At 73.2% G+C, this 17077-nt stretch carries 17 protein-coding genes, 1 tRNA gene and 1 pseudogene; 6 read left to right on the top strand and 13 right to left on the bottom strand.

The annotated features are described in order from the left end of the window. On the top strand, positions 1 to 645 hold the full coding sequence (locus B5P21_RS03920) for a nitroreductase family protein (RefSeq protein WP_080939389.1): 645 nt from the start codon (positions 1 to 3) through the stop codon (positions 643 to 645). Here the strand turns inward: B5P21_RS03920 and B5P21_RS03915 are convergent. Beyond that, a tRNA-Thr gene (locus B5P21_RS03915) sits at positions 619 to 691 on the bottom strand. The genes B5P21_RS03920 and B5P21_RS03915 overlap by 27 nt on opposite strands. A 41-nt stretch (positions 692 to 732) precedes the next feature. Further along, positions 733 to 1650, bottom strand: a complete 918-nt coding sequence (locus B5P21_RS03910; RefSeq protein WP_094170784.1) for a DsbA family protein — start codon at positions 1648 to 1650, stop codon at positions 733 to 735. 317 nt (positions 1651 to 1967) lie between these two features. On the opposite strand from B5P21_RS03910, the gene B5P21_RS03905 reads away from it, so the two are divergent. Together B5P21_RS03905 and B5P21_RS03900 are read left to right on the top strand one after the other, a co-directional pair. Then, positions 1968 to 3068: an ABC transporter ATP-binding protein gene (locus B5P21_RS03905; RefSeq protein ID WP_045529457.1), complete on the top strand. Its 1101-nt coding sequence runs from the start codon at positions 1968 to 1970 to the stop codon at positions 3066 to 3068. A gap of 100 nt (positions 3069 to 3168) precedes the next feature. Next, on the top strand, positions 3169 to 4473 hold the full coding sequence (locus tag B5P21_RS03900; protein WP_045529459.1) for a DUF4032 domain-containing protein: 1305 nt from the start codon (positions 3169 to 3171) through the stop codon (positions 4471 to 4473). A gap of 72 nt (positions 4474 to 4545) precedes the next feature. Here B5P21_RS03900 and rlmB read toward each other — a convergent pair whose 3' ends face one another. The 4 genes from rlmB to B5P21_RS03880 form a co-directional block, all read right to left on the bottom strand. Next, on the bottom strand, positions 4546 to 5601 hold the full coding sequence (gene rlmB / locus B5P21_RS03895; protein WP_045529461.1) for a 23S rRNA (guanosine(2251)-2'-O)-methyltransferase RlmB: 1056 nt from the start codon (positions 5599 to 5601) through the stop codon (positions 4546 to 4548). After that, entirely contained in the window at positions 5591 to 7045 is a 1455-nt protein-coding gene (gene cysS, locus B5P21_RS03890) for a cysteine--tRNA ligase (RefSeq protein ID WP_045529463.1), read from the bottom strand. The genes rlmB and cysS overlap by 11 nt, the downstream gene beginning before the upstream one ends. Positions 7046 to 7128: 83 nt before the next feature. Further along, the gene (gene ispD / locus B5P21_RS03885) at positions 7129 to 8361 is read right to left on the bottom strand and encodes a 2-C-methyl-D-erythritol 4-phosphate cytidylyltransferase (protein WP_045529464.1); all 1233 of its coding nucleotides are present in this window, start codon (positions 8359 to 8361) and stop codon (positions 7129 to 7131) included. Between the two features lie 43 nt (positions 8362 to 8404). After that, positions 8405 to 8887 (bottom strand): CarD family transcriptional regulator, encoded by a 483-nt coding sequence (locus B5P21_RS03880; protein ID WP_045529466.1) that lies wholly within the window; start codon positions 8885 to 8887, stop codon positions 8405 to 8407. Between the two features lie 165 nt (positions 8888 to 9052). Here B5P21_RS03880 and B5P21_RS03875 point away from each other — a divergent pair, with 165 nt between their 5' ends. Further along, complete coding sequence (locus B5P21_RS03875; RefSeq protein WP_045529468.1) at positions 9053 to 9619, top strand: hypothetical protein; 567 nt, start codon at positions 9053 to 9055, stop codon at positions 9617 to 9619. An 85-nt stretch (positions 9620 to 9704) separates the two neighbouring features. Here B5P21_RS03875 and B5P21_RS03870 read toward each other — a convergent pair whose 3' ends face one another. Both B5P21_RS03870 and B5P21_RS03865 read right to left on the bottom strand, forming a co-directional pair. Continuing rightward, positions 9705 to 10385, bottom strand: a complete 681-nt coding sequence (locus B5P21_RS03870) for a response regulator transcription factor (protein ID WP_045529470.1) — start codon at positions 10383 to 10385, stop codon at positions 9705 to 9707. Continuing rightward, positions 10382 to 11545 (bottom strand): sensor histidine kinase, encoded by a 1164-nt coding sequence (locus tag B5P21_RS03865; protein WP_045529472.1) that lies wholly within the window; start codon positions 11543 to 11545, stop codon positions 10382 to 10384. The genes B5P21_RS03870 and B5P21_RS03865 overlap by 4 nt, the downstream gene beginning before the upstream one ends. Before the next feature lie 204 nt (positions 11546 to 11749). On the opposite strand from B5P21_RS03865, the gene phoU reads away from it, so the two are divergent. Then, a complete protein-coding gene (gene phoU / locus B5P21_RS03860) occupies positions 11750 to 12403 on the top strand; it encodes a phosphate signaling complex protein PhoU (RefSeq protein WP_015491088.1) in 654 nt (217 codons plus the stop codon). Positions 12404 to 12503: 100 nt separating this feature from the next. Here the strand turns inward: phoU and B5P21_RS03855 are convergent, their stop codons facing one another. Continuing rightward, a complete protein-coding gene (locus tag B5P21_RS03855) occupies positions 12504 to 13259 on the bottom strand; it encodes a phosphoglyceromutase (RefSeq protein ID WP_045529474.1) in 756 nt (251 codons plus the stop codon). Positions 13260 to 13294: 35 nt separating this feature from the next. On the opposite strand from B5P21_RS03855, the gene B5P21_RS03850 reads away from it, so the two are divergent. Beyond that, positions 13295 to 14107, top strand: coding sequence for a class I SAM-dependent methyltransferase (locus B5P21_RS03850; protein WP_094170783.1), 813 nt, complete (start codon positions 13295 to 13297; stop codon positions 14105 to 14107). Here B5P21_RS03850 and B5P21_RS17155 read toward each other — a convergent pair. The 4 genes and pseudogenes from B5P21_RS17155 to B5P21_RS03835 form a co-directional block, all read right to left on the bottom strand. Continuing rightward, positions 14104 to 14451, bottom strand: coding sequence for a hypothetical protein (locus B5P21_RS17155; protein WP_246865243.1), 348 nt, complete (start codon positions 14449 to 14451; stop codon positions 14104 to 14106). The two genes, B5P21_RS03850 and B5P21_RS17155, sit on opposite strands and share 4 nt — an antisense overlap. A 322-nt stretch (positions 14452 to 14773) precedes the next feature. Next, positions 14774 to 15058: pseudogene (locus tag B5P21_RS17595) on the bottom strand (FUSC family protein); the annotation flags it as partial. Between the two features lie 148 nt (positions 15059 to 15206). After that, positions 15207 to 16361: a CAF17-like 4Fe-4S cluster assembly/insertion protein YgfZ gene (gene ygfZ, locus B5P21_RS03840; RefSeq protein ID WP_094170782.1), complete on the bottom strand. Its 1155-nt coding sequence runs from the start codon at positions 16359 to 16361 to the stop codon at positions 15207 to 15209. Then, positions 16351 to 16950 (bottom strand): heme-binding beta-barrel domain-containing protein, encoded by a 600-nt coding sequence (locus B5P21_RS03835; RefSeq protein WP_094170781.1) that lies wholly within the window; start codon positions 16948 to 16950, stop codon positions 16351 to 16353. The genes ygfZ and B5P21_RS03835 overlap by 11 nt, the downstream gene beginning before the upstream one ends. Positions 16951 to 17077 lie beyond the last annotated feature (127 nt).

The following is a 17077-nucleotide window of genomic DNA, read 5'->3' as shown; positions in this document are numbered from 1 at the left end:
GTGCCGCGGCATCGGGCGGGCGGCGCCGCCGACCCGTCCGGGCCCGGCACCCCCGCGCCCGGCGGACCCGTGCTGGAGGCGCTCCGCGGTCGGCGGTCCCGCTCGTCCGTGGGCGATGCGGCCCCGACGCACGAGGAGCTCGTGCCGCTCGTCGCAGCGGCCTCCAGGCTCGCCGACCACGGCGCGCTCCGGCCCTGGCGGGTCATCGAGATCCGCGATGGTGCGCGTGACCGCCTCGGCGCCGCGATGGACGAGGCCGCGGGTGATCCCGGATCCGGCAAGCACCGCAAGAAGACCCACCGCGCGAGCCTGCTTGTCGCCGTCGTCGTCTGCCGCACCCCGAGCCGCAAGGTGCCGGACTGGGAGCAGGAGGCGGTCGCCGCCGGGGTCGCGCACGCCCTCACCCTGCTGCTCGAGGAGCGCGGATGGGGCGTGTTCTGGCGCACGGGCGGCCTCACCCGCAGCGACGCGGTGCGACGGATGCACGGACTGCGCGATGGCGAGGACCTGCTCGGCTGGCTCTACGTCGGCGACGTCGCGGCCGACGACAAGGGCCCCCGGTCGACCGTCGACGGCGAGCGGATGATCACCGTCCTCGACGGAGCGAGCGGCATCGAGAGCCGGCCACGGGACTCGAACCCGTAACCGCCGCATTACAAGTGCGGTGCGCTACCAATTGCGCCAGGCCGGCCGACGGACCTCGCGGGCCGTCGATCCATCATAGGAGCCGCGCTACGGGGCGGTCGTCGGCGTCCCGGAAGGCGCGGGGGTGGGGGTGGGCGTCGTCGTCGCGTCCTGGCCGGCGGCCTGGAGCACGAACGCGGCGAACGCCTTCGCGTCGTCGGGCTGGCCCGTGTACTGGCGGTCGCCCACCACGATGATGGGCGCCCCCACGACCTTGTCGACGTTCGAGTCCGGGATCTCGCCGTCCAGGACCCGATCGGTCGCGGCGTTCACCCACGACTGGAACCGCTGGTCGGAGATGCACTTCGCGACGTCGGAGGAGCCCGCTCCCGCCTGCCCGGCGAGCTCGACGATGCGATCGTCGCTGAGGCCCGTGCTCTGCTCGGCCGGCTGCTCGGCGAAGAGCGCGGAGTTGAAGGCCCAGAAGTCGTCCGGCGAGGAGTCGGCGACGCACGCGGCGGCGTTGGCCGCCCGCAGCGAGTAGGCCTGCGACTTGCTGGTGAGGATCGCGACGGGGTGGATCTCCACGGTCGCGGCACCCGACTGGAGCCAGCCCTCCATCTGGGCGCCGTTGGTGTCCTGGAACTCCTTGCACGCGGTGCAGAGGTAGTCGACGTAGACGCGGATGCGGGCGACGCCGGCGGCCTCCGACTCGGTGGGGACCGGATCCTGCTCGGGATCGAGCGCCTTCGTGGGGGCGGCGGCGAGGTCCTTGCCGATGAGGATGCCGTCGCTCGCCATGTTCTGGGGCCCCGGTCCTGCGGGCCGCGCGCCCTGGACGACGACGAGCCCGACCACCACGACCACCGCGACCAGGGCGGCGGCGATGCCGCCGCGGATGGCGTAGCGGCCGACCACATCCCGGCGACGCTGCTTCATGCGGTTGAGCCGCGCCTTCTCGCGCGCGGCCTCGCGGCGTCGTCGGTGACCGCCGTGCGGTTCGTGCGCGGGCGGCGTGCTGCTCATGGGTCCTCGCTCAGGGGGATGGGGAGTCGGGTACGGGCGGGCTCCCGGACGACCTCAGGACTCTAGGCGGCCAGTCTGGGAAAGCGGTGACGCGGCGGGCGCGGGTGCATCGCCGCAGGAGACGATACAGGGCCGCGACACCCTGTCCCCGGGTGGGGGAATAGCCGCCGATCGGCATCGTGCCGGGCTTCCCGACCGCAGACCCGCGTGCAATACTCATCGGGTGGTCGTCGTCGCCCACAGCGATGAGCCATGAGCATCACATCCATCACCACGGATCGTCGGGCACGTACCTGCCCGTGAAGGAGAACACCGAAATGGCATCTGTAACGTTCGACAAGGCCACGCGCCTGTACCCGGGCTCGACGCGCCCCGCGGTCGACCAGATCGACCTGGAGGTCGCCGACGGCGAGTTCCTCGTCCTCGTCGGCCCGTCCGGCTGCGGCAAGTCGACCACCCTCCGCATGCTCGCGGGCCTCGAGGAGGTCAACGACGGCAACATCTTCATCGGCGACCGGAACGTCACGGACGTCCCGCCGAAGGACCGCGACATCGCGATGGTCTTCCAGAACTACGCGCTGTACCCGCACATGACGGTCGCCGAGAACATGGGCTTCGCGCTCAAGATCGCGGGCGTCGGCAAGGACGAGCGCGCCACCCGCGTCCTCGAGGCGGCCAAGCTCCTCGACCTCGAGCCCTACCTCAGCCGCAAGCCGAAGGCCCTCTCGGGCGGCCAGCGCCAGCGCGTCGCCATGGGCCGCGCCATCGTGCGCCAGCCGCAGGTGTTCCTCATGGACGAGCCGCTGTCGAACCTCGACGCCAAGCTCCGCGTCCAGACCCGCACGCAGATCGCGTCGCTCCAGCGCCGCCTCGGCGTCACCACGGTCTACGTCACCCACGACCAGACCGAGGCCCTCACCATGGGCGACCGCATCGCGGTCCTCAAGGACGGCGTCCTCCAGCAGGTCGGCACCCCGCGCGACCTCTACGAGAAGCCGCAGAACGTCTTCGTGGCCGGCTTCATCGGCTCGCCCGCGATGAACCTGTTCACGGCGAACGTCGTCGACGGCGGCGTGCAGTTCGGCACCGCCGTGGTCCCGGTCGAGCGCGACGTGCTCACCAACGCCACCGGCGGAGCGGTCACCATCGGCGTGCGTCCCGAGGACGTCGTCGTCAGCACCTCGCAGGGCCAGGGCCTCTCGGTCACGGTCGACCTGGTCGAGGAGCTCGGCGCGGACGGCTACCTCTACGGCCACACCGACATCGAGGGCAAGCGCACCGACCTCGTCGCGCGCGTCGACGGCCGCCTGCACCCGAACGCCGGCGACACCGTCTTCATCACGCCGCAGCCCGGTCACCTCCACGCCTTCGACGCCGAGAGCGGCCTCCGCCTCAACGCGCCGGTCGCCGCGGGCTGATCGACCCGGTCCACCACCGCTGCCGCGGTCCCCTCGCTCCCCCGCCGGGAGCGCCGGGGGCCGCGGCAGCGGCGTTTCCGGGGTCGGGTAGGGTCGCAGCATGGCCGGATCCCTGAACATCACCGCGGCGACGGTCGATCCCGCGCTCCTCGACCTGCCATGGCAGCTGCCGCTCGACGAGTGGCCCTCCTCGGCGATCGCGACCCTCCCGAAGGGCATCTCCCGGCACCTCGTGCGCTTCGCGAACCTCTCCGGCTACGTCATCGCCATCAAGGAGACGACCGACGAGATGGCCCGCGGCGAGTACGACATGCTGCGGACGCTGCAGCGGCTCGAGATCCCATGCGTGGAGCCCGTCGCGGTGATCATGAACCGCACCGACGAGGACGGCGACCCGCTCAAGTCGGTGCTCGTCACCCGTCACCTCAAGTTCTCGCTCCCCTACCGGGCGCTCTTCTCGCAGCAGCTACGGCCCGACACGGCGACTCGACTCGTGGACGCCCTGGCCGTCCTGCTCGTGCGGCTCCACATGATCGGCTTCTTCTGGGGCGACGTCTCGCTCTCCAACACGCTCTTCCGCCGGGACGCGGGCGCCTTCGCCGCCTACCTGGTGGACGCGGAGACCGGAAAGCTGTTCAACGGCGGACTGTCCAACGGGCAGCGCGAGAACGACCTCGAGATCGCGCGGGTGAACATCGCCGGCGAGCTCATGGACCTCGAGGCCGGCGGCCGGATCGAGGAGGGGCTCGACCCGCTCGAGACGAGCACGCGAATCGTCGCCCAGTACCGCACGCTCTGGAAGGAGCTCACCGGCCGCGAGGAGTTCCCGACCTCGGAGCGCTGGCGCATCAACGAGCGGGTCGACCGTCTCAATGACCTCGGCTTCGACATCGAGGAGCTCGCGATCCGCACGACCGCGGAGGGCTCCCAGGTGCGGATCCAGCCGAAGGTCGTCGACGCCGGTCACCACCAGCGCCGCCTGCTGCGGCTCACGGGCGTCGACGCGCAGGAGAACCAGGCGCGTCGCCTGCTCAACGACCTCGACTCGTACACCGCGGCAGCCGACAAGCAGGACCTCGACGAGGAGATGGTCGCGCACGAGTGGCTCGCGCGCGTCTTCGAGCCCGTCGTGCGGGCGATCCCGCGGGACCTCCGCGGCAAGCTCGAGCCGGCCGAGGTGTTCCACCAGCTCCTCGAGCACCGCTGGTACATGTCGCAGAAGCTGAGCCGGGACATCCCGCTCGCCGAGGCCGTGACCGCGTACGTGCAGGACATCCTCCGGCACCGCCGCGACGAGGCGACGGTCATCGACCCGCCGACGGAGTCGATCGGCGTCATCGAGGACGAGTCGGACGTGCCGATCACCGAGGCCGAAGCCGCGGAGGACTGGCGCACGAAGGTCTGACCGCCCTGGCCCGGGGCCGGACGCACGAGGAGCCGGGACCCTGGGGTCCCGGCTCCTCGTGAGTGCGGCGCGCTACTTCCGCGTCGCGGCCCGCAGCTTGCCGATCTCGTAGAGCGTGACGCTCGCGGCGATGCCGGCGTTGAGCGACTCGGTGGAGGCGCCGATCGGGATCGAGACGACGGTGTCGCACGTCTCGGTGACGAGGCGCGAGAGGCCCTTGCCCTCGGATCCGACGACGACCACGATCGGCCGGTCGGCGAGCGTGAACTCGTGCAGCGACATGTCGCCGCCGCCGTCGAGGCCGACCACGAAGACGCCGCGCTGCTTGAGCGCCTTCAGGGTCTGGGTGAGGTTCGACGCCATGGCGACGGGCGTGCGCGCGGCGGCGCCCGCCGAGGTCTTCCACGCGCTGGCGGTGAGGCCGACCGAGCGGCGCTGCGGCACGATCACGCCGTGACCGCCGAACGCGGCGACGGAGCGGATGATCGCCCCGAGGTTGCGGGGATCGGTGATCCCGTCGAGGGCGACCATGAGCGGCACCTGGCCGCGCGAGATCGTCTTGTCGAGCAGCTCGATCGCGTCCGCGTACTCGTACGGCGGCACCTTGAGCGCGAGCCCCTGGTGCACGGCATCGTGGCCGGCGATGCGGTCGAGCTCGGGGCGCATGACCTCGAGCACGGGGATCCCGCGCCCGGTGGCGAGCGACAGGACCTCCTTGACGCGGTCGTCGTACTCGATGCGCGAGGCGATGTAGAGCGCGGTCGCGGGGATCTTGGCCCGCAGCGCCTCGACGACCGAGTTGCGGCCGGTGACGACCTCGGACTCGTCCTGCTGCTTCGCGCGGCGGGCGCGCGGGGCGTCCGCGCCGGCGGGGCGGTCGGTCGCGCGGGCGCGCGGCGGGGCCGAGCGCTCGGCGCGCTCGTCACGGCCGCGGTTGGCGCCCGCGGACGCCGCCTCGTACCGGTCCTTCGCGAGCTTGCGCTTGCCGGCGGGGTGGTACGGCCGGTCCTCGGCCTTGGGCGTGGGCTTCTTGCCCTCGAGGGCCTGCCTGCCCTGCCCCCCGGAACCCTTGAGCGGGCCCTTCTTGGTCTTCCGTACCGCGCCTGAGCGGCTGGGCTTATTCGCCATCGATGCTCCAATGCGACCCGCCGGGCGAGTCCTCTATCGTGATGCCGGCCTCGGCCAGCTCCTGTCTGATGCGGTCGGCGAGGGCGAAGTCCCTGGCCTCCCGCGCGGTCTGTCGCTCGGCGATCCGGTGCTCGACCAGCGCCTGCAGCGCATGGCGCGCGGGCTGGTCGGACGCGGTGCGCCACTCGTCGGCCAGCGGGTCGATCCCGAGCACGGCGACCATGGCGGAGACGTCCGCGCGCAGCGACGCCGCCTCCTGCAGGTCGCCGGCGTCGAGGGCGGCGTTGCCCGCGCGGACGGCGTCGTGGAGCACGGCGAGCGCCTGCGGGACGCTCATGTCGTCGTCCATGGCCGCGGCGAACCCGTCGGGCACGGTCGCGGGCGCACCGTCCGCCGTGGCCGGCGCGGCCTGGAAGCGCGTGCCGGCGAGGCGGCGGGCGCTGCGGTCGAGGAAGGTCTCGATGCGGTCCAGCGCGGCCTCCGCCTCGGCGAGCGCGCCGTCGTGGAACTCGAGGGTCGACCGGTAGTGCGCGGATCCGAGGAAGTAGCGGACCACGACCGGCCGGGCCGAGGCGAGCAGGTCAGCGGCGAAGAGCGAGTTGCCGAGCGACTTGCTCATCTTCTGGCCGGCGACGGCGACGAGACCGTTGTGCAGCCAGTACCGGGCGAACGGATCCCCCGCGGCCCGCGACTGCGCGAGCTCGTTCTCGTGGTGCGGGAAGCGGAGGTCGAGGCCCCCGCCATGGATGTCGAACTCGGCGCCGAGGTAGCGCGTGGACATGGCCGAGCACTCGATGTGCCAGCCCGGGCGGCCGGCGCCCCACGGCGACGGCCAGGACGCGCTCGCGGGCTCGCCCGGCTTCGCGCCCTTCCAGAGGGCGAAGTCGCGCACGTCGCGCTTGGCACGCGGATCGGCGTCCGCGGCGGCCTCGATGTCGGCGGCGCGCTGGCGGGTGAGCTCGCCGTACTCGGGCCAGGAGGCGGTGTCGAAGTAGACGTCGCCGGATCCGTCGTCGCCCGCGTACGCGTGCCCGCGATCGACGAGCCGCCGTATGATCTCCTGCATCTCGCCGATGCTCGCGGTGGCGCGCGGCTCGTAGCTGGGCGGGAGGATCCCGAGGGCCGCGTACGCGGCGGAGAACTCGAGCTCGACGCGGTACGCGAGCGCCCACCACTCCTCGGTGCCGCCGGCCTCCTGGCCGCGACGGGCGTTGTCGATGACCTTGTCGTCGATGTCGGTGACGTTGCGCACGAGCGTGACGTCGAGCCCGCGGTGGGTGAGCCAGCGGCGCAGCTGGTCGTACGCCAGGGCGCTCCGGAGGTGGCCGATGTGCGGCGCCGACTGCACCGTGGGACCGCAGACGTAGATGCCGACCCTGCCGTCGACGAGCGGCACGAAGTCCCGCAGGGACTGCGTCCGGGAGTCATGGAGGCGCAGGGTCACAGAGAGATCCTAGTCAGCGCGCCTCCGCGCCCCCGCCGGATGACGGGGCGGGACGGCGGTCGACGACGGGCGCGACGACGCGGTCAGAGGCGCTCGACGAGGGCCGTCGCGACCGCCGCGACGCCGTCGCCGCGACCCGTGAAGCCGAGCCCGTCGGTGGTCGTGCCGGCGAGCGAGACGGGCGCGCCCACGGCGGCCGAGAGGATCCGCTCGGCCTCGGCCCGCCGCGGCGAGAGCTTGGGGCGGACAGCCATGACCTGCACGGCGACGTTGACGACCCGGTAGCCGGCGCCGTGGACGAGCTCCGCGGTGCGCCGCAGGAAGACCTCGCCGTGCGCGCCGTCGAGCTCCGGGTCGTCGGTGCCGAAGATCCCGCCGATGTCGCCGAGGCCCGCGGCCGACAGCAGCGCGTCGCACATCGCGTGGCTGACGGCGTCGCCGTCGCTGTGGCCCGCCAACCCCGCCTCGCCGGGCCAGTGCAGGCCCGCGAGCCAGAGCGGCTGGGTCTCGTCGACCGCGTGGACGTCGGTGCCGATGCCAGAGCGGAGGCGGGAGGCGACGGATCCCGCGCCCGCGTCCCGGGCGACGAGCTCCTCCGCGCGCCGGAGGTCCCATGCGGTGGTGACCTTGAAGGCGAGCGCGTCGCCGGGGATCACGCGGACACGGCCGCCCGACGCCTGGAACAGGGCCGCGTCGTCCGTGTGCTCGGCGACGGCCCGGGCGTACGCGTCGTCGAGCGCGGCCCGCGGGAAGCCCTGCGGGGTCTGGACGCCGACCAGGTCGCTGCGGTCGACGGTGCCGAGGCACTCCCCCGCGGGATCGACGCGCTTGACGGTGTCGGTGACGGGGAGGCCCGGGACCACGCCGGCGCCCTCGGCGCCGACGGCCTGCGCCACGGCGGCGAAGAGGGCGGTGGGCGTGAGCGCGCGGGCGGCGTCGTGCACGAGGACGGTGTCGACGGATGCGCCGAGCGCGGCCAGGCCCGCCCGCACGGACCCCTGCCGGGTCGCGCCGCCGACCACCACCGCGACGGATCCGCGCGCCGCGCCCGCGACGGCGTCGACGACGGCCGTCGTCTCGGCCAGGTGCGTCTCGGGCGCGACGACGACGACGTGCGCCTCCTCCGCGAGGCCGAGGACCGAGGACAGGGAGCGGGCCAGCAGCGTGGCGCCGCCGACCTCGACGAGCGCCTTCGGGATCCCCGCCCCGAGCCGCGTGCCGCTGCCCGCGGCCACGACGACGACGCCCAGCCGGGGTCCGTCCGACGCGCCGTCCTCAATCGCGGAGGCGGACGGGACGACGGGGTCGTGGCTCATGCGGTCAGGCTACCGGCGGCGCCGCGCCCCGACGGCGGACGCGTCAGGAGGCGAGGACCTCGTCGAGCAGCGTGGACGCGTGCTCCTCGTCGGTCTTCTCCGCCAGGGCGAGCTCGCCCACGAGGATGCCGCGGGCCTTCTGCAGCATGCTCTTCTCGCCGGCGGACAGGCCCCGGTCCTGGTTGCGGCGCCAGAGGTCGCGCACGACCTCGGCGACCTTCAGCACGTCGCCCGACGCCAGCTTCTCGAGGTTCGCCTTGTAGCGGCGCGACCAGTTGGTGGGCTCCTCGGTGAACTCGGCGCGCAGGACCGCGAAGACGCTCTCCACGCCCTCGCGCCCGATGACGTCGCGGACGCCGACCATGTCGACGTTCTCCGCGGGCACCTCGATCTGCAGGCCGCCCTGGTTGACGTCGAGCTTGAGGTACAGCTTCTCCTCGCCCCGGATGACGCGCTTCTTCACCTCGATGATGGTCGCCGCCCCGTGGTGCGGGTACACGACGGTCTCGCCGACCTCGAAGATCATGGGTTCCCCGTTCTGTGGACGTGTCCGCCCAGGATACCAGCCGGGTCCCGCGCGCCCCCGGGCGGCCGCCCGTCACCTGATCCCGTAGGCTGAGCGGGTCAGCTGATCCAGCGCGGACGCCTCCGGACGCCCCGGCGCCGGCCCGCGCGACAACCGGAGGGTCCCGTGAGAGCGCGTACCGCATCGTCCATCGTCCTCGCGGCCCTGATCGCGGTCGGCACGTCGTCGTGCACGTTCATCACGCCCCAGGCCACGCAGATCTCCTACTTCCCGAGCGACGGCTTCGACGCCACGGTCGGCGACGTCGAGGTGCGCAACGCCATCCTCCTCACCGAGGGCGGATCCTCGGCCGGCGCGAGCCTCGTCGTCACGCTCGTCAACGGCTCGGGCGACAGCCAGCGCGTCTCCCTCCAGCACGAGCTCACCGAGGGCAGCGCGGACCGCGAGACGCGCACCGTCACCGCAGCCCCCGGCCTCACGAAGTTCGGCGCCGAGGACTCCCAGCGCATCACCTTCGACTCGGTCGACCCGACTCCAGGCTCGCTCACCAAGATCTACATCCAGTACGGCGACGCCGAGGGCGTCGAGATGGACGTCCCCGTGCTCAACGGCGACCAGGAGACCTACACGAACCTGGTGCCCGGCGAGACCGGATCTACCCCGGACACGAAGGTCACCACGACGCCCGGCACGACCGAGGGCGACGAGGGCCTCCGGGACAGCACGAACTAGACGCGCGCGCCGCGCATGACGAAGGCCCCGCCCCCCCAAGGGGGACGGGGCCTTCGTCATGCCGGGCGGGCGGCGGGGCGGCGGCCTACGCCTCGAAGCGGTAGCCCAGCCCGCGGACGGTGACGAGGAGCACGGGGTCGGACGGCTCGCGCTCGATCTTGGAGCGGATGCGCTTGATGTGCACGTCGAGCGTCTTGGTGTCGCCGAAGTAGTCGGATCCCCACACCCGGTCGATGAGCTGGCCGCGCGTGAGCACGCGCCCCGCGTTCCGCAGCAGCAGCTCGAGCAGCTCGAACTCCTTGAGCGGCATCGCGATCTCGCGGCCGTCGACCTCGACCGTGTGGCGCTCCACGTCCATGCGCACGGAGCCGACCTCGAGCACGTTGAGCGGCTCGTCGTCGACCTCGACGCGGCGGCGCAGCACCGCGCGGATCCGCGCCAGCAGCTCGCGCGTCGAGTAGGGCTTCGTCACGTAGTCGTCGGCCCCCAGCTCGAGGCCCACGACGATGTCCACCTCGGAGTCCTTGGCGGTGAGCATGATGATCGGCACGGCCGAGCGCGTACGGATCTCCCGGCACACCTCGGTGCCGGGGAGGCCCGGGAGCATGAGGTCGAGCAGGATCAGATCGGCGCCGTCCCTGTCGAACGCGGCCACCGCGGCGGGGCCGTCCTCGACGACGTCCACCTCGTAGCCCTCGCGCTGGAGCAGGAAGGCGAGCGGCTCGCTGAGCGACGCCTCGTCCTCGACGAGCATGATGCGTGTCACGTGGGTTCTCCGATGTCCGTGCCGGCGAGCGCCGGGGTCTGCGATGCCTCGGGGAGGCGGATGGTGAAGGTGGAGCCGCGACCCGGTCGGGACCAGACGCGCACGTCGCCGCCATGATTCTGCACGACGTGCTTGACGATGCTGAGCCCGAGCCCCGTGCCGCCGGTGTCGCGGGCGCGGGCCTGGTCGACGCGGAAGAAGCGCTCGAAGATCCGGCCCTGCTCGTCCTCGGGGATGCCGATGCCCTGGTCGGTGACCACGACCTCGACGGCGCCGTCGTCGACCATGACGCCGATGCCGACGCGCGATCCGTCGGGCGAGTAGTTGACGGCGTTGCTCAGCAGGTTGTGCACGGCGACCACGAGGAGCGCCTCGTCGCCGTAGACCGTGGAGCGCGACCGCTTGCCGCGGGCCAGCTCGATGCCGCGGAGCTCCGCGCCGAGCCGCACCTGGTCGAGCGCGACGCTGATCACGTGGTCGACGTCGACAGGCTCCGCCTTCTCCAGCGCGTTGGCCGCCTCGAGCCGGGACAGCTCGATGATCTCCTGCGTGATGCGCGCGAGCCGGGCCGACTCCGTGGTGAGCCGTGCGGCGAACCGCCGCACCTGCACGGCGTCGTCGGCGCACGAGTCGAGCGCCTCCGCGAGGAGGCCGACCGCGCCGATGGGCGTCTTCAGCTCGTGGCTGATGTTCGCCACGAAGTCGCGGCGCACCTGGTCGAGCCGGTGGGACTCGGTGCGGTCCTGCGCGAGGAGGAGCACGTAGCGCGTGCCGAGGCGGGCGACGCGCACGTGCATCTGGAACTCGGCGGCGCCGAACGGGCCGCGCGCGAGCGACACCTCCTCCGCCAGCGGCTCGCCGGATCGGCGCACGCGGTCGACCATCGAGACGAGCTCGGGGTGGACGAGCGCCTGGTGGAAGACGAGGCCGGAGGAGATGGCGCCGGGCGACGCCTTCATCACGTTGTTGGAGGGGTCCAGCACGATGCCCGCCGACTCGAGCGCCTCGAGCACCTGGTCGACGCCGTCGGGGACGACGGGGTTCGTGATCTCGACGGCGCGGTCGCCGCGGTCCGCCGCGTGGTGCAGCAGCCACACGAATCCCGCGCCGACCGCCAGACCGATGAGGAGGCAGACGAGCACCAACGCACCGGTGTCCATGCGCCCACACTAGGAGACGGCGTCGGGGCGTCCCGGCCGCGGGGACCCGCCACCCGGGCCACAAGGCCGCGAATTCAGCTCGCCGGCACCGTGCGTTAACCTCGCATGACCAGAGTCGGGGGATGTGGGCCCGTCACCCGGGGTCCGCCGTGCCCGAGAACCACCCCGCCCCTCGCAGCGGGGCGGCCTGAAAGGACGTCCCCCATGCGCGAAGTGTTCCAGCAGGAGCTCCACGAGGTCCAGGAGCGTCTCATCGAGATCTCCGCGCTCGTCGCCATCTCCATCGAGAACGCGACCCGCGCGTTCAACGAGTCGAACGTCAGCCTCGCCGAGACCGTCATCGAGCAGGACCGCCGCATCGACGAGCTCGCCACGAGCCTCGACGAGCTCGCGATCAACATCCTCGCCCGCCAGCAGCCGGTGGCGCGCGACCTGCGCATCGTCGTGAGCGCGCTCCGCATCAGCGCGTCCCTCGAGCGCATGGGCGACCTCGCCGAGCACATCGCCCAGCTGTCGCGCTACCGCTTCCCGGACAAGGTGGTCCCGAAGTCGCTGCGCCCCACCTTCCTCGAGCTCGGTCAGCTCGACGTGGCCATCGCCCGCAAGCTCACCGACCTCCTCACCACGGAGGACGCGAAGCTCGCCGAGGAGATCCGCAACGACGACGACCGCATCGACGAGCTGCACCTCAGCGTCTTCGACAAGGTGCTCGGCGAGACCTGGAAGGGCGCGGCCGTCGACACGGTCGACTCCACCCTCGCCAGCCGCTACCACGAGCGCTTCGCCGACCACGCGGTGTCCATCGCGAAGACCGTGCAGTACCTCGCGACCGGCGACTGGGTGCAGGCCGACGCCTGATCCGCGTCCGCCGGCCGCGCGCCGGCCCGCCGCACCGCGGTGACATGACGAGAGCCCGACCGGATGATCCGGTCGGGCTCTCGTCGTGCGTGCGGGGGCGCTACCTCTTGCTGCCCTGCGCGGCGACGGCCGCGGCGCCCGCTGCGGCGGCCTCCGGGTCGAGGTACTCGCCGCCGGGGACGATCGGGCGGAAGTCCTCGTCGAGGCGGTACACGAGCGGGATGCCGGTGGGGATGTTCAGCTCCGCGATGTCCGCGTCGGAGATCCCGTCGAGGTGCTTCACGAGCGCGCGCAGCGAGTTGCCGTGGGCGGTGACGAGCACGGTGCGGCCGGAGGCGAGGTCGGGCTGGATGTCGGACTCCCAGTAGGGGAGCATCCGCTCGATGACGTCCTTGAGGCACTCCGTGCGGGGCAGGGCGTCGCCGAGGTCCGCGTAGCGGGAATCGCGCGACTGCGAGTACTCGTCGTCGTCGGCGATGGGGGGCGGCGGCACGTCGAACGAGCGGCGCCACGTGGCGAACTGCTCGGGGCCGTACTCGGCGAGGGTCTGCGCCTTGTCCTTGCCCTGGAGCGCGCCGTAGTGGCGCTCGTTGAGGCGCCAGGTGCGCTGGACGGGGATCCACGAGCGGCCGGCGCGCTTGAGCGCGATGTTGGCGGTGTCGATGGCGCGGATGAGGACGGAGGTGTGCAGCACGTCGGGGAGGATGCCGGACTCGGCGAGGAGCTCGCCGGCGCGCTGCCCCTCCGCGACGCCCTGCTCGCTCAGCTCGACGTCCACCCATCCGGTGAACAGGTTCTTCTGGTTCCAGTCGCTGTTGCCGTGACGCAGCAGCACGAGGGTGCGGGGTTCAGCCATGCGGCCAGCCTATCGAGCGATGGGAGACTGATCCCATGCCGGGCGCCGCCTCCCCCGTCGGCTCCGTGACGCGCGGGACGACCAACACGAACCGCCTCCGGCGCGTCGACAGGTGGATCGCGACCCTCGACGCGCTGCGCACCGCGGCCGACCCGCTCGTGGTCGACCTCGGCTACGGCGCGAGCGGGATCACGGCGCTCGAGATGCACGGGCGGCTGCGCGCGACGCGGCCGGACGTGCGCGTCGTGGGCATCGAGATCGAGCCGGGGCGCGTGGCGCGGGCGCGCGAGCAGCTCGCGGCGTGGCCCGACGCGGAGGCCCGGGAGCGAATCTCCTTCGTCCGCGGCGGGTTCGAGGTGCCGCTGCCCGGCGGCGAGCGGGCGACCGTGATCCGCGCCTTCAACGTGCTGCGGCAGTACGACGAGGCCGACGTGCCCGCGGCGTGGGCGCGGATGGCGGCGCGGCTCGTCCCCGGCGGATCCGTGGTGGAGGGCACGTGCGACGAGATCGGCCGGGTCGCGAGCTGGGTCGACGTGCGCGCGGACGGCCCGCGCAGCCTGACGATCTCGCTGCGGTTGACGGGGCTGGAGCTGCCGTCGATCGTCGCCGAGCGGCTGCCGAAGGCGCTCATCCACCGCAACGTCCCCGGTGAGCGCGTGCACGAGGTGCTCGCCCTGCTCGACCGCAGCTGGATCCTCAGCGCCCCGCTCGGCGTGTACGGCCCCCGGCAGCAGTGGCTGGGCGCGGTCGCCCGGATGCGCGACGCAGGCGTCCCCGTCGAGGGCGGGCACGCGCGCTGGCGGCTCGGCGAGCTGACCATGCCCTGGTCGGCGGTCGCGCCGGCCTAGACTTCGGGCAGCGCGCGGCGCGCGGTGTCGGCGTCGACGCCCGCGGCCACCTGGAGGTCCACGAGCAGGGGCCGCAGCAGCATCACGAGCATGACCTCTCCCACGGGGGCGCCGGGGATGAGCTCGCGCGGATCCAGCCGCACGGCCACGAGCACGAGGTTCTGCTGGGCGAGGGGCGCGGCCGACGGATCCGAGAGGCTCTGGCCGAGGAGGTTCACGCCGTTCGAGACGGTGGCGAGCAGCTCGGCGAGCACGGGACGCCGCACCCCGTCGACCACCAGGAAGTCGATGCGCCGCGAGATCACGCGCAGGTTCCGCACCGCGAGGTCCATGCCGTCGAGCACGCGCCGCTGGGCCCGCAGCTCCGGCAGGTGGCGGCGGAGGAACGGGGAGATGCGCGCGATCGACAGGGCCGAGTCGGCCGCGGCGCTCCACGCGTCGATGAGCGGCTGGGTGCGGCAGCCGGTCGAGCGCGCGGTCGGCGGCGGTGGCGTCGCCGAGCCGCAGGGCGGAGACGAGCGACGTGAGCGCGTAGGAGCACTCGGAGAACACGCGGCGGGCCTCGCGCAGGGCCTGCCGCCGCGGATCCCGCGGGATGAGCGCGGTCGCGAGGAGCGCCACCGCGCCGCCCACGAGCCCGTCGACGCTGCGCACGAAGACCCCGCCGGACGGCGCCGGGAGAAGGGCGACGAGCACGGCCTGCACGCCCGCCGCGACCGCGAACGCGGCGTTCGACGACAGCAGTCGCGCGACCAGCAGCGTCGCCAGGATGATGACGAACAGCTGCCACGCCCCGCGGCCGATGCCGAGCAGCAGCACCTCGCTCAGCGTGATCCCGACGGTCATGCCGATCGCCGTCTCGAGCACGCGCACGGGCCGCGCGTCGCGCACGAAGCCGAGGCTCGTGATCGTGACGGTCGTCGCGAGCAGCGGGGTGTCGTGGCCGAGCACGTGGTGCGCGAAGGCCCAGCCGCCCGTGGCCGCGATGGCGATCTGCAGGGCCGCGGGCGCCGATCCCCAGAGGCGCAGCAGCGCGGCGCGCGGATCCGCCCGGTGCCTCAGGGTGCGGGCGGCACGGGCCGACCGCTCCCGCGCGCGCTCAGCGGCGGACCGCACCGAGCCGCGGCAGGCGGGGGACGTCGGCGGAGCGGCCGGCGTCCGTGGGAACGATCACGTCCTGCATGGCCTGCACGCGCACGTCGTCGGCGACGACCTCGAGCTGGAGGGCGGGATCCACGTTGCGGCGGACGACCGCGAGCGCGACCGGGCCGAGCTCGTGGTGCAGCGCGCTCGACGTGACCGCCCCGACCACCTCGCCCGCGGTGCCGTCGGCGGCGGCGGGGAGCCGCACCTCGGATCCCGCGCCCGGCAGCACCGCGTCGGACCCGTCGAGCTGCAGCAGCACGAGGCGGCGCGGCGGGCGCCCGAGGTTGTGGACCTTGGCGACCGTCTCCTGGCCGCGGTAGCAGCCCTTGCTGAGGTGCACGGCGCTGCGCAGCCAGTCGAGCTCGTGCGGGATGGTGCGGTCGTCGACCTCCGTGGCGAAGCGCGGGCGCCACGCGGCGATCCGCAGCGCCTCGGACGCGAGGACGCCCGCGACGGGCAGGTCGCCGGACGCCGCGCGCGCGACGACGGCGGGCAGCTCGGAGCGCGGCACGAGGCGCTCGCTCCAGGTCCAGCCCTCGCCCGGGTGCGGCGCGGCGGCCGCGTACTGGTGTCCGCCGGGGACGACGTGCGTCCACGGATCCCGCCACACGAGCGGCACGCCCGCGGGCGCCGCGACGGGGAGCTCGGGCTCGCCCATGGTGCCGACGACGGCGAGCTCGGCAGTGCGGTCGGCGGGCTCGACCCGGAGCATGAAGCGCATGCGCTGCAGGTACGCGAGCAGCGCCCCCGCGTCCCCGGCGCCGAGCAGCAGCCAGGTGGTGACGCCGTCGTCGAGCACGCCGACCGCGTGCTCGAGGCGGCCGTTCTGGTCGAGGAAGAGGGTCTCGGCCGAGTCCCCCGGCGCGAGGCCGCGGAGCGACTGGCTGGTGATGGAGTCGAGCCAGGTCAGCCGGTCCTCCCCCGTGCCGGAGAGGACAGCCCGGTGCGACAGGTCGACGATCGCGGTCCCCGCGGCGAGCGCGCGCTGCTCCTGCACGAGGGATCCGAGGTGCGCGGGCACGCCGGCATCCGGCCCCTCGGCGGCGACGGCGCCGGGCAGGTCGAGGAAGGGCGAGCGGGACGGGGCGGGATCCGGGTCAGTCGACATGCGACACCCGCCCGGAGGCGTGCGTGCGCAGCGGCTGGCCGAGCGCCGCGATGTCCCACGCCCAGAGCAGGTCGCGCTCGACGAGGCCGTAGAGCCTGGTCGCGCCCGTGTAGGCCTTGGCGCCCTCGGTGCGCATCACGGCGTCGGTGGCGAGGTCGATGCGCGCGCTCTTCACCTGGCCGACGTAGAGCTCGCTGACGCCGCCCGGGTGCACGAGCGCGACCTCGACGTCGAAGCCGCTCTCGGCGTTGCGCAGCGTCTCGACCTCCTCGGCCGTCGTGAACGGGCGATCGCCGGTGGGCGGCAGCATCGCGGGGCCCGGGTCCCCGTCGGTGACGCGGCGGCGCAGGCGCCAGTAGCCGGTCTCGGTGACGAAGGGCACGGGGCCGTCGTCGCCATCGACCCACGCGTACGAGGAGTAGTTGAGGTGCGGCAGGCCGTCGTGGCTGAAGCTGATGCGCTGGCCGAACTCGCGGCGGACGACCTCGTCGCCGACCGCGTACTCGACGACCCCGGTGCCCTCCCAGACGCCGAGGAGCCAGGACAGCGGGACGAGCTCGGCGGGGAGGCCGGTCGGGATCTCGATCATGCGGCGCGCGGTCAGCGCTGGCCGCGGAAGAGGTTGTAGACCACGACGAGCGACACCCAGCCGATGGAGAGGCTCGCCAGGACCAGCAGTCCGGTGAAGAAGAGTTCCAGAGCAAGCAGCGACGACA

This window comes from Clavibacter michiganensis subsp. insidiosus (assembly GCF_002240565.1).
GTDB lineage: Bacteria > Actinomycetota > Actinomycetes > Actinomycetales > Microbacteriaceae > Clavibacter > Clavibacter insidiosus.
The sequence above is the reverse complement of the archived record's forward strand: the minus strand, read 5'-3'. Positions and strand labels throughout refer to the sequence as shown.

Coding starts and splice junctions, on each gene's coding strand:
- B5P21_RS03910 (WP_094170784.1), bottom strand. CDS start 1,650: ATGAGCAGCACGCCGCCCGCGCACGAACCGCACGGCGGTCACCGACGA.
- B5P21_RS03905 (WP_045529457.1), top strand. CDS start 1,968: ATGGCATCTGTAACGTTCGACAAGGCCACGCGCCTGTACCCGGGCTCG.
- B5P21_RS03900 (WP_045529459.1), top strand. CDS start 3,169: ATGGCCGGATCCCTGAACATCACCGCGGCGACGGTCGATCCCGCGCTC.
- rlmB (WP_045529461.1), bottom strand. CDS start 5,601: ATGGCGAATAAGCCCAGCCGCTCAGGCGCGGTACGGAAGACCAAGAAG.
- ispD (WP_045529464.1), bottom strand. CDS start 8,361: ATGAGCCACGACCCCGTCGTCCCGTCCGCCTCCGCGATTGAGGACGGC.
- B5P21_RS03880 (WP_045529466.1), bottom strand. CDS start 8,887: ATGATCTTCGAGGTCGGCGAGACCGTCGTGTACCCGCACCACGGGGCG.
- B5P21_RS03865 (WP_045529472.1), bottom strand. CDS start 11,545: ATGGACACCGGTGCGTTGGTGCTCGTCTGCCTCCTCATCGGTCTGGCG.
- phoU (WP_015491088.1), top strand. CDS start 11,750: ATGCGCGAAGTGTTCCAGCAGGAGCTCCACGAGGTCCAGGAGCGTCTC.
- B5P21_RS03855 (WP_045529474.1), bottom strand. CDS start 13,259: ATGGCTGAACCCCGCACCCTCGTGCTGCTGCGTCACGGCAACAGCGAC.
- B5P21_RS03850 (WP_094170783.1), top strand. CDS start 13,295: ATGCCGGGCGCCGCCTCCCCCGTCGGCTCCGTGACGCGCGGGACGACC.
- ygfZ (WP_094170782.1), bottom strand. CDS start 16,361: ATGTCGACTGACCCGGATCCCGCCCCGTCCCGCTCGCCCTTCCTCGAC.
- B5P21_RS03835 (WP_094170781.1), bottom strand. CDS start 16,950: ATGATCGAGATCCCGACCGGCCTCCCCGCCGAGCTCGTCCCGCTGTCC.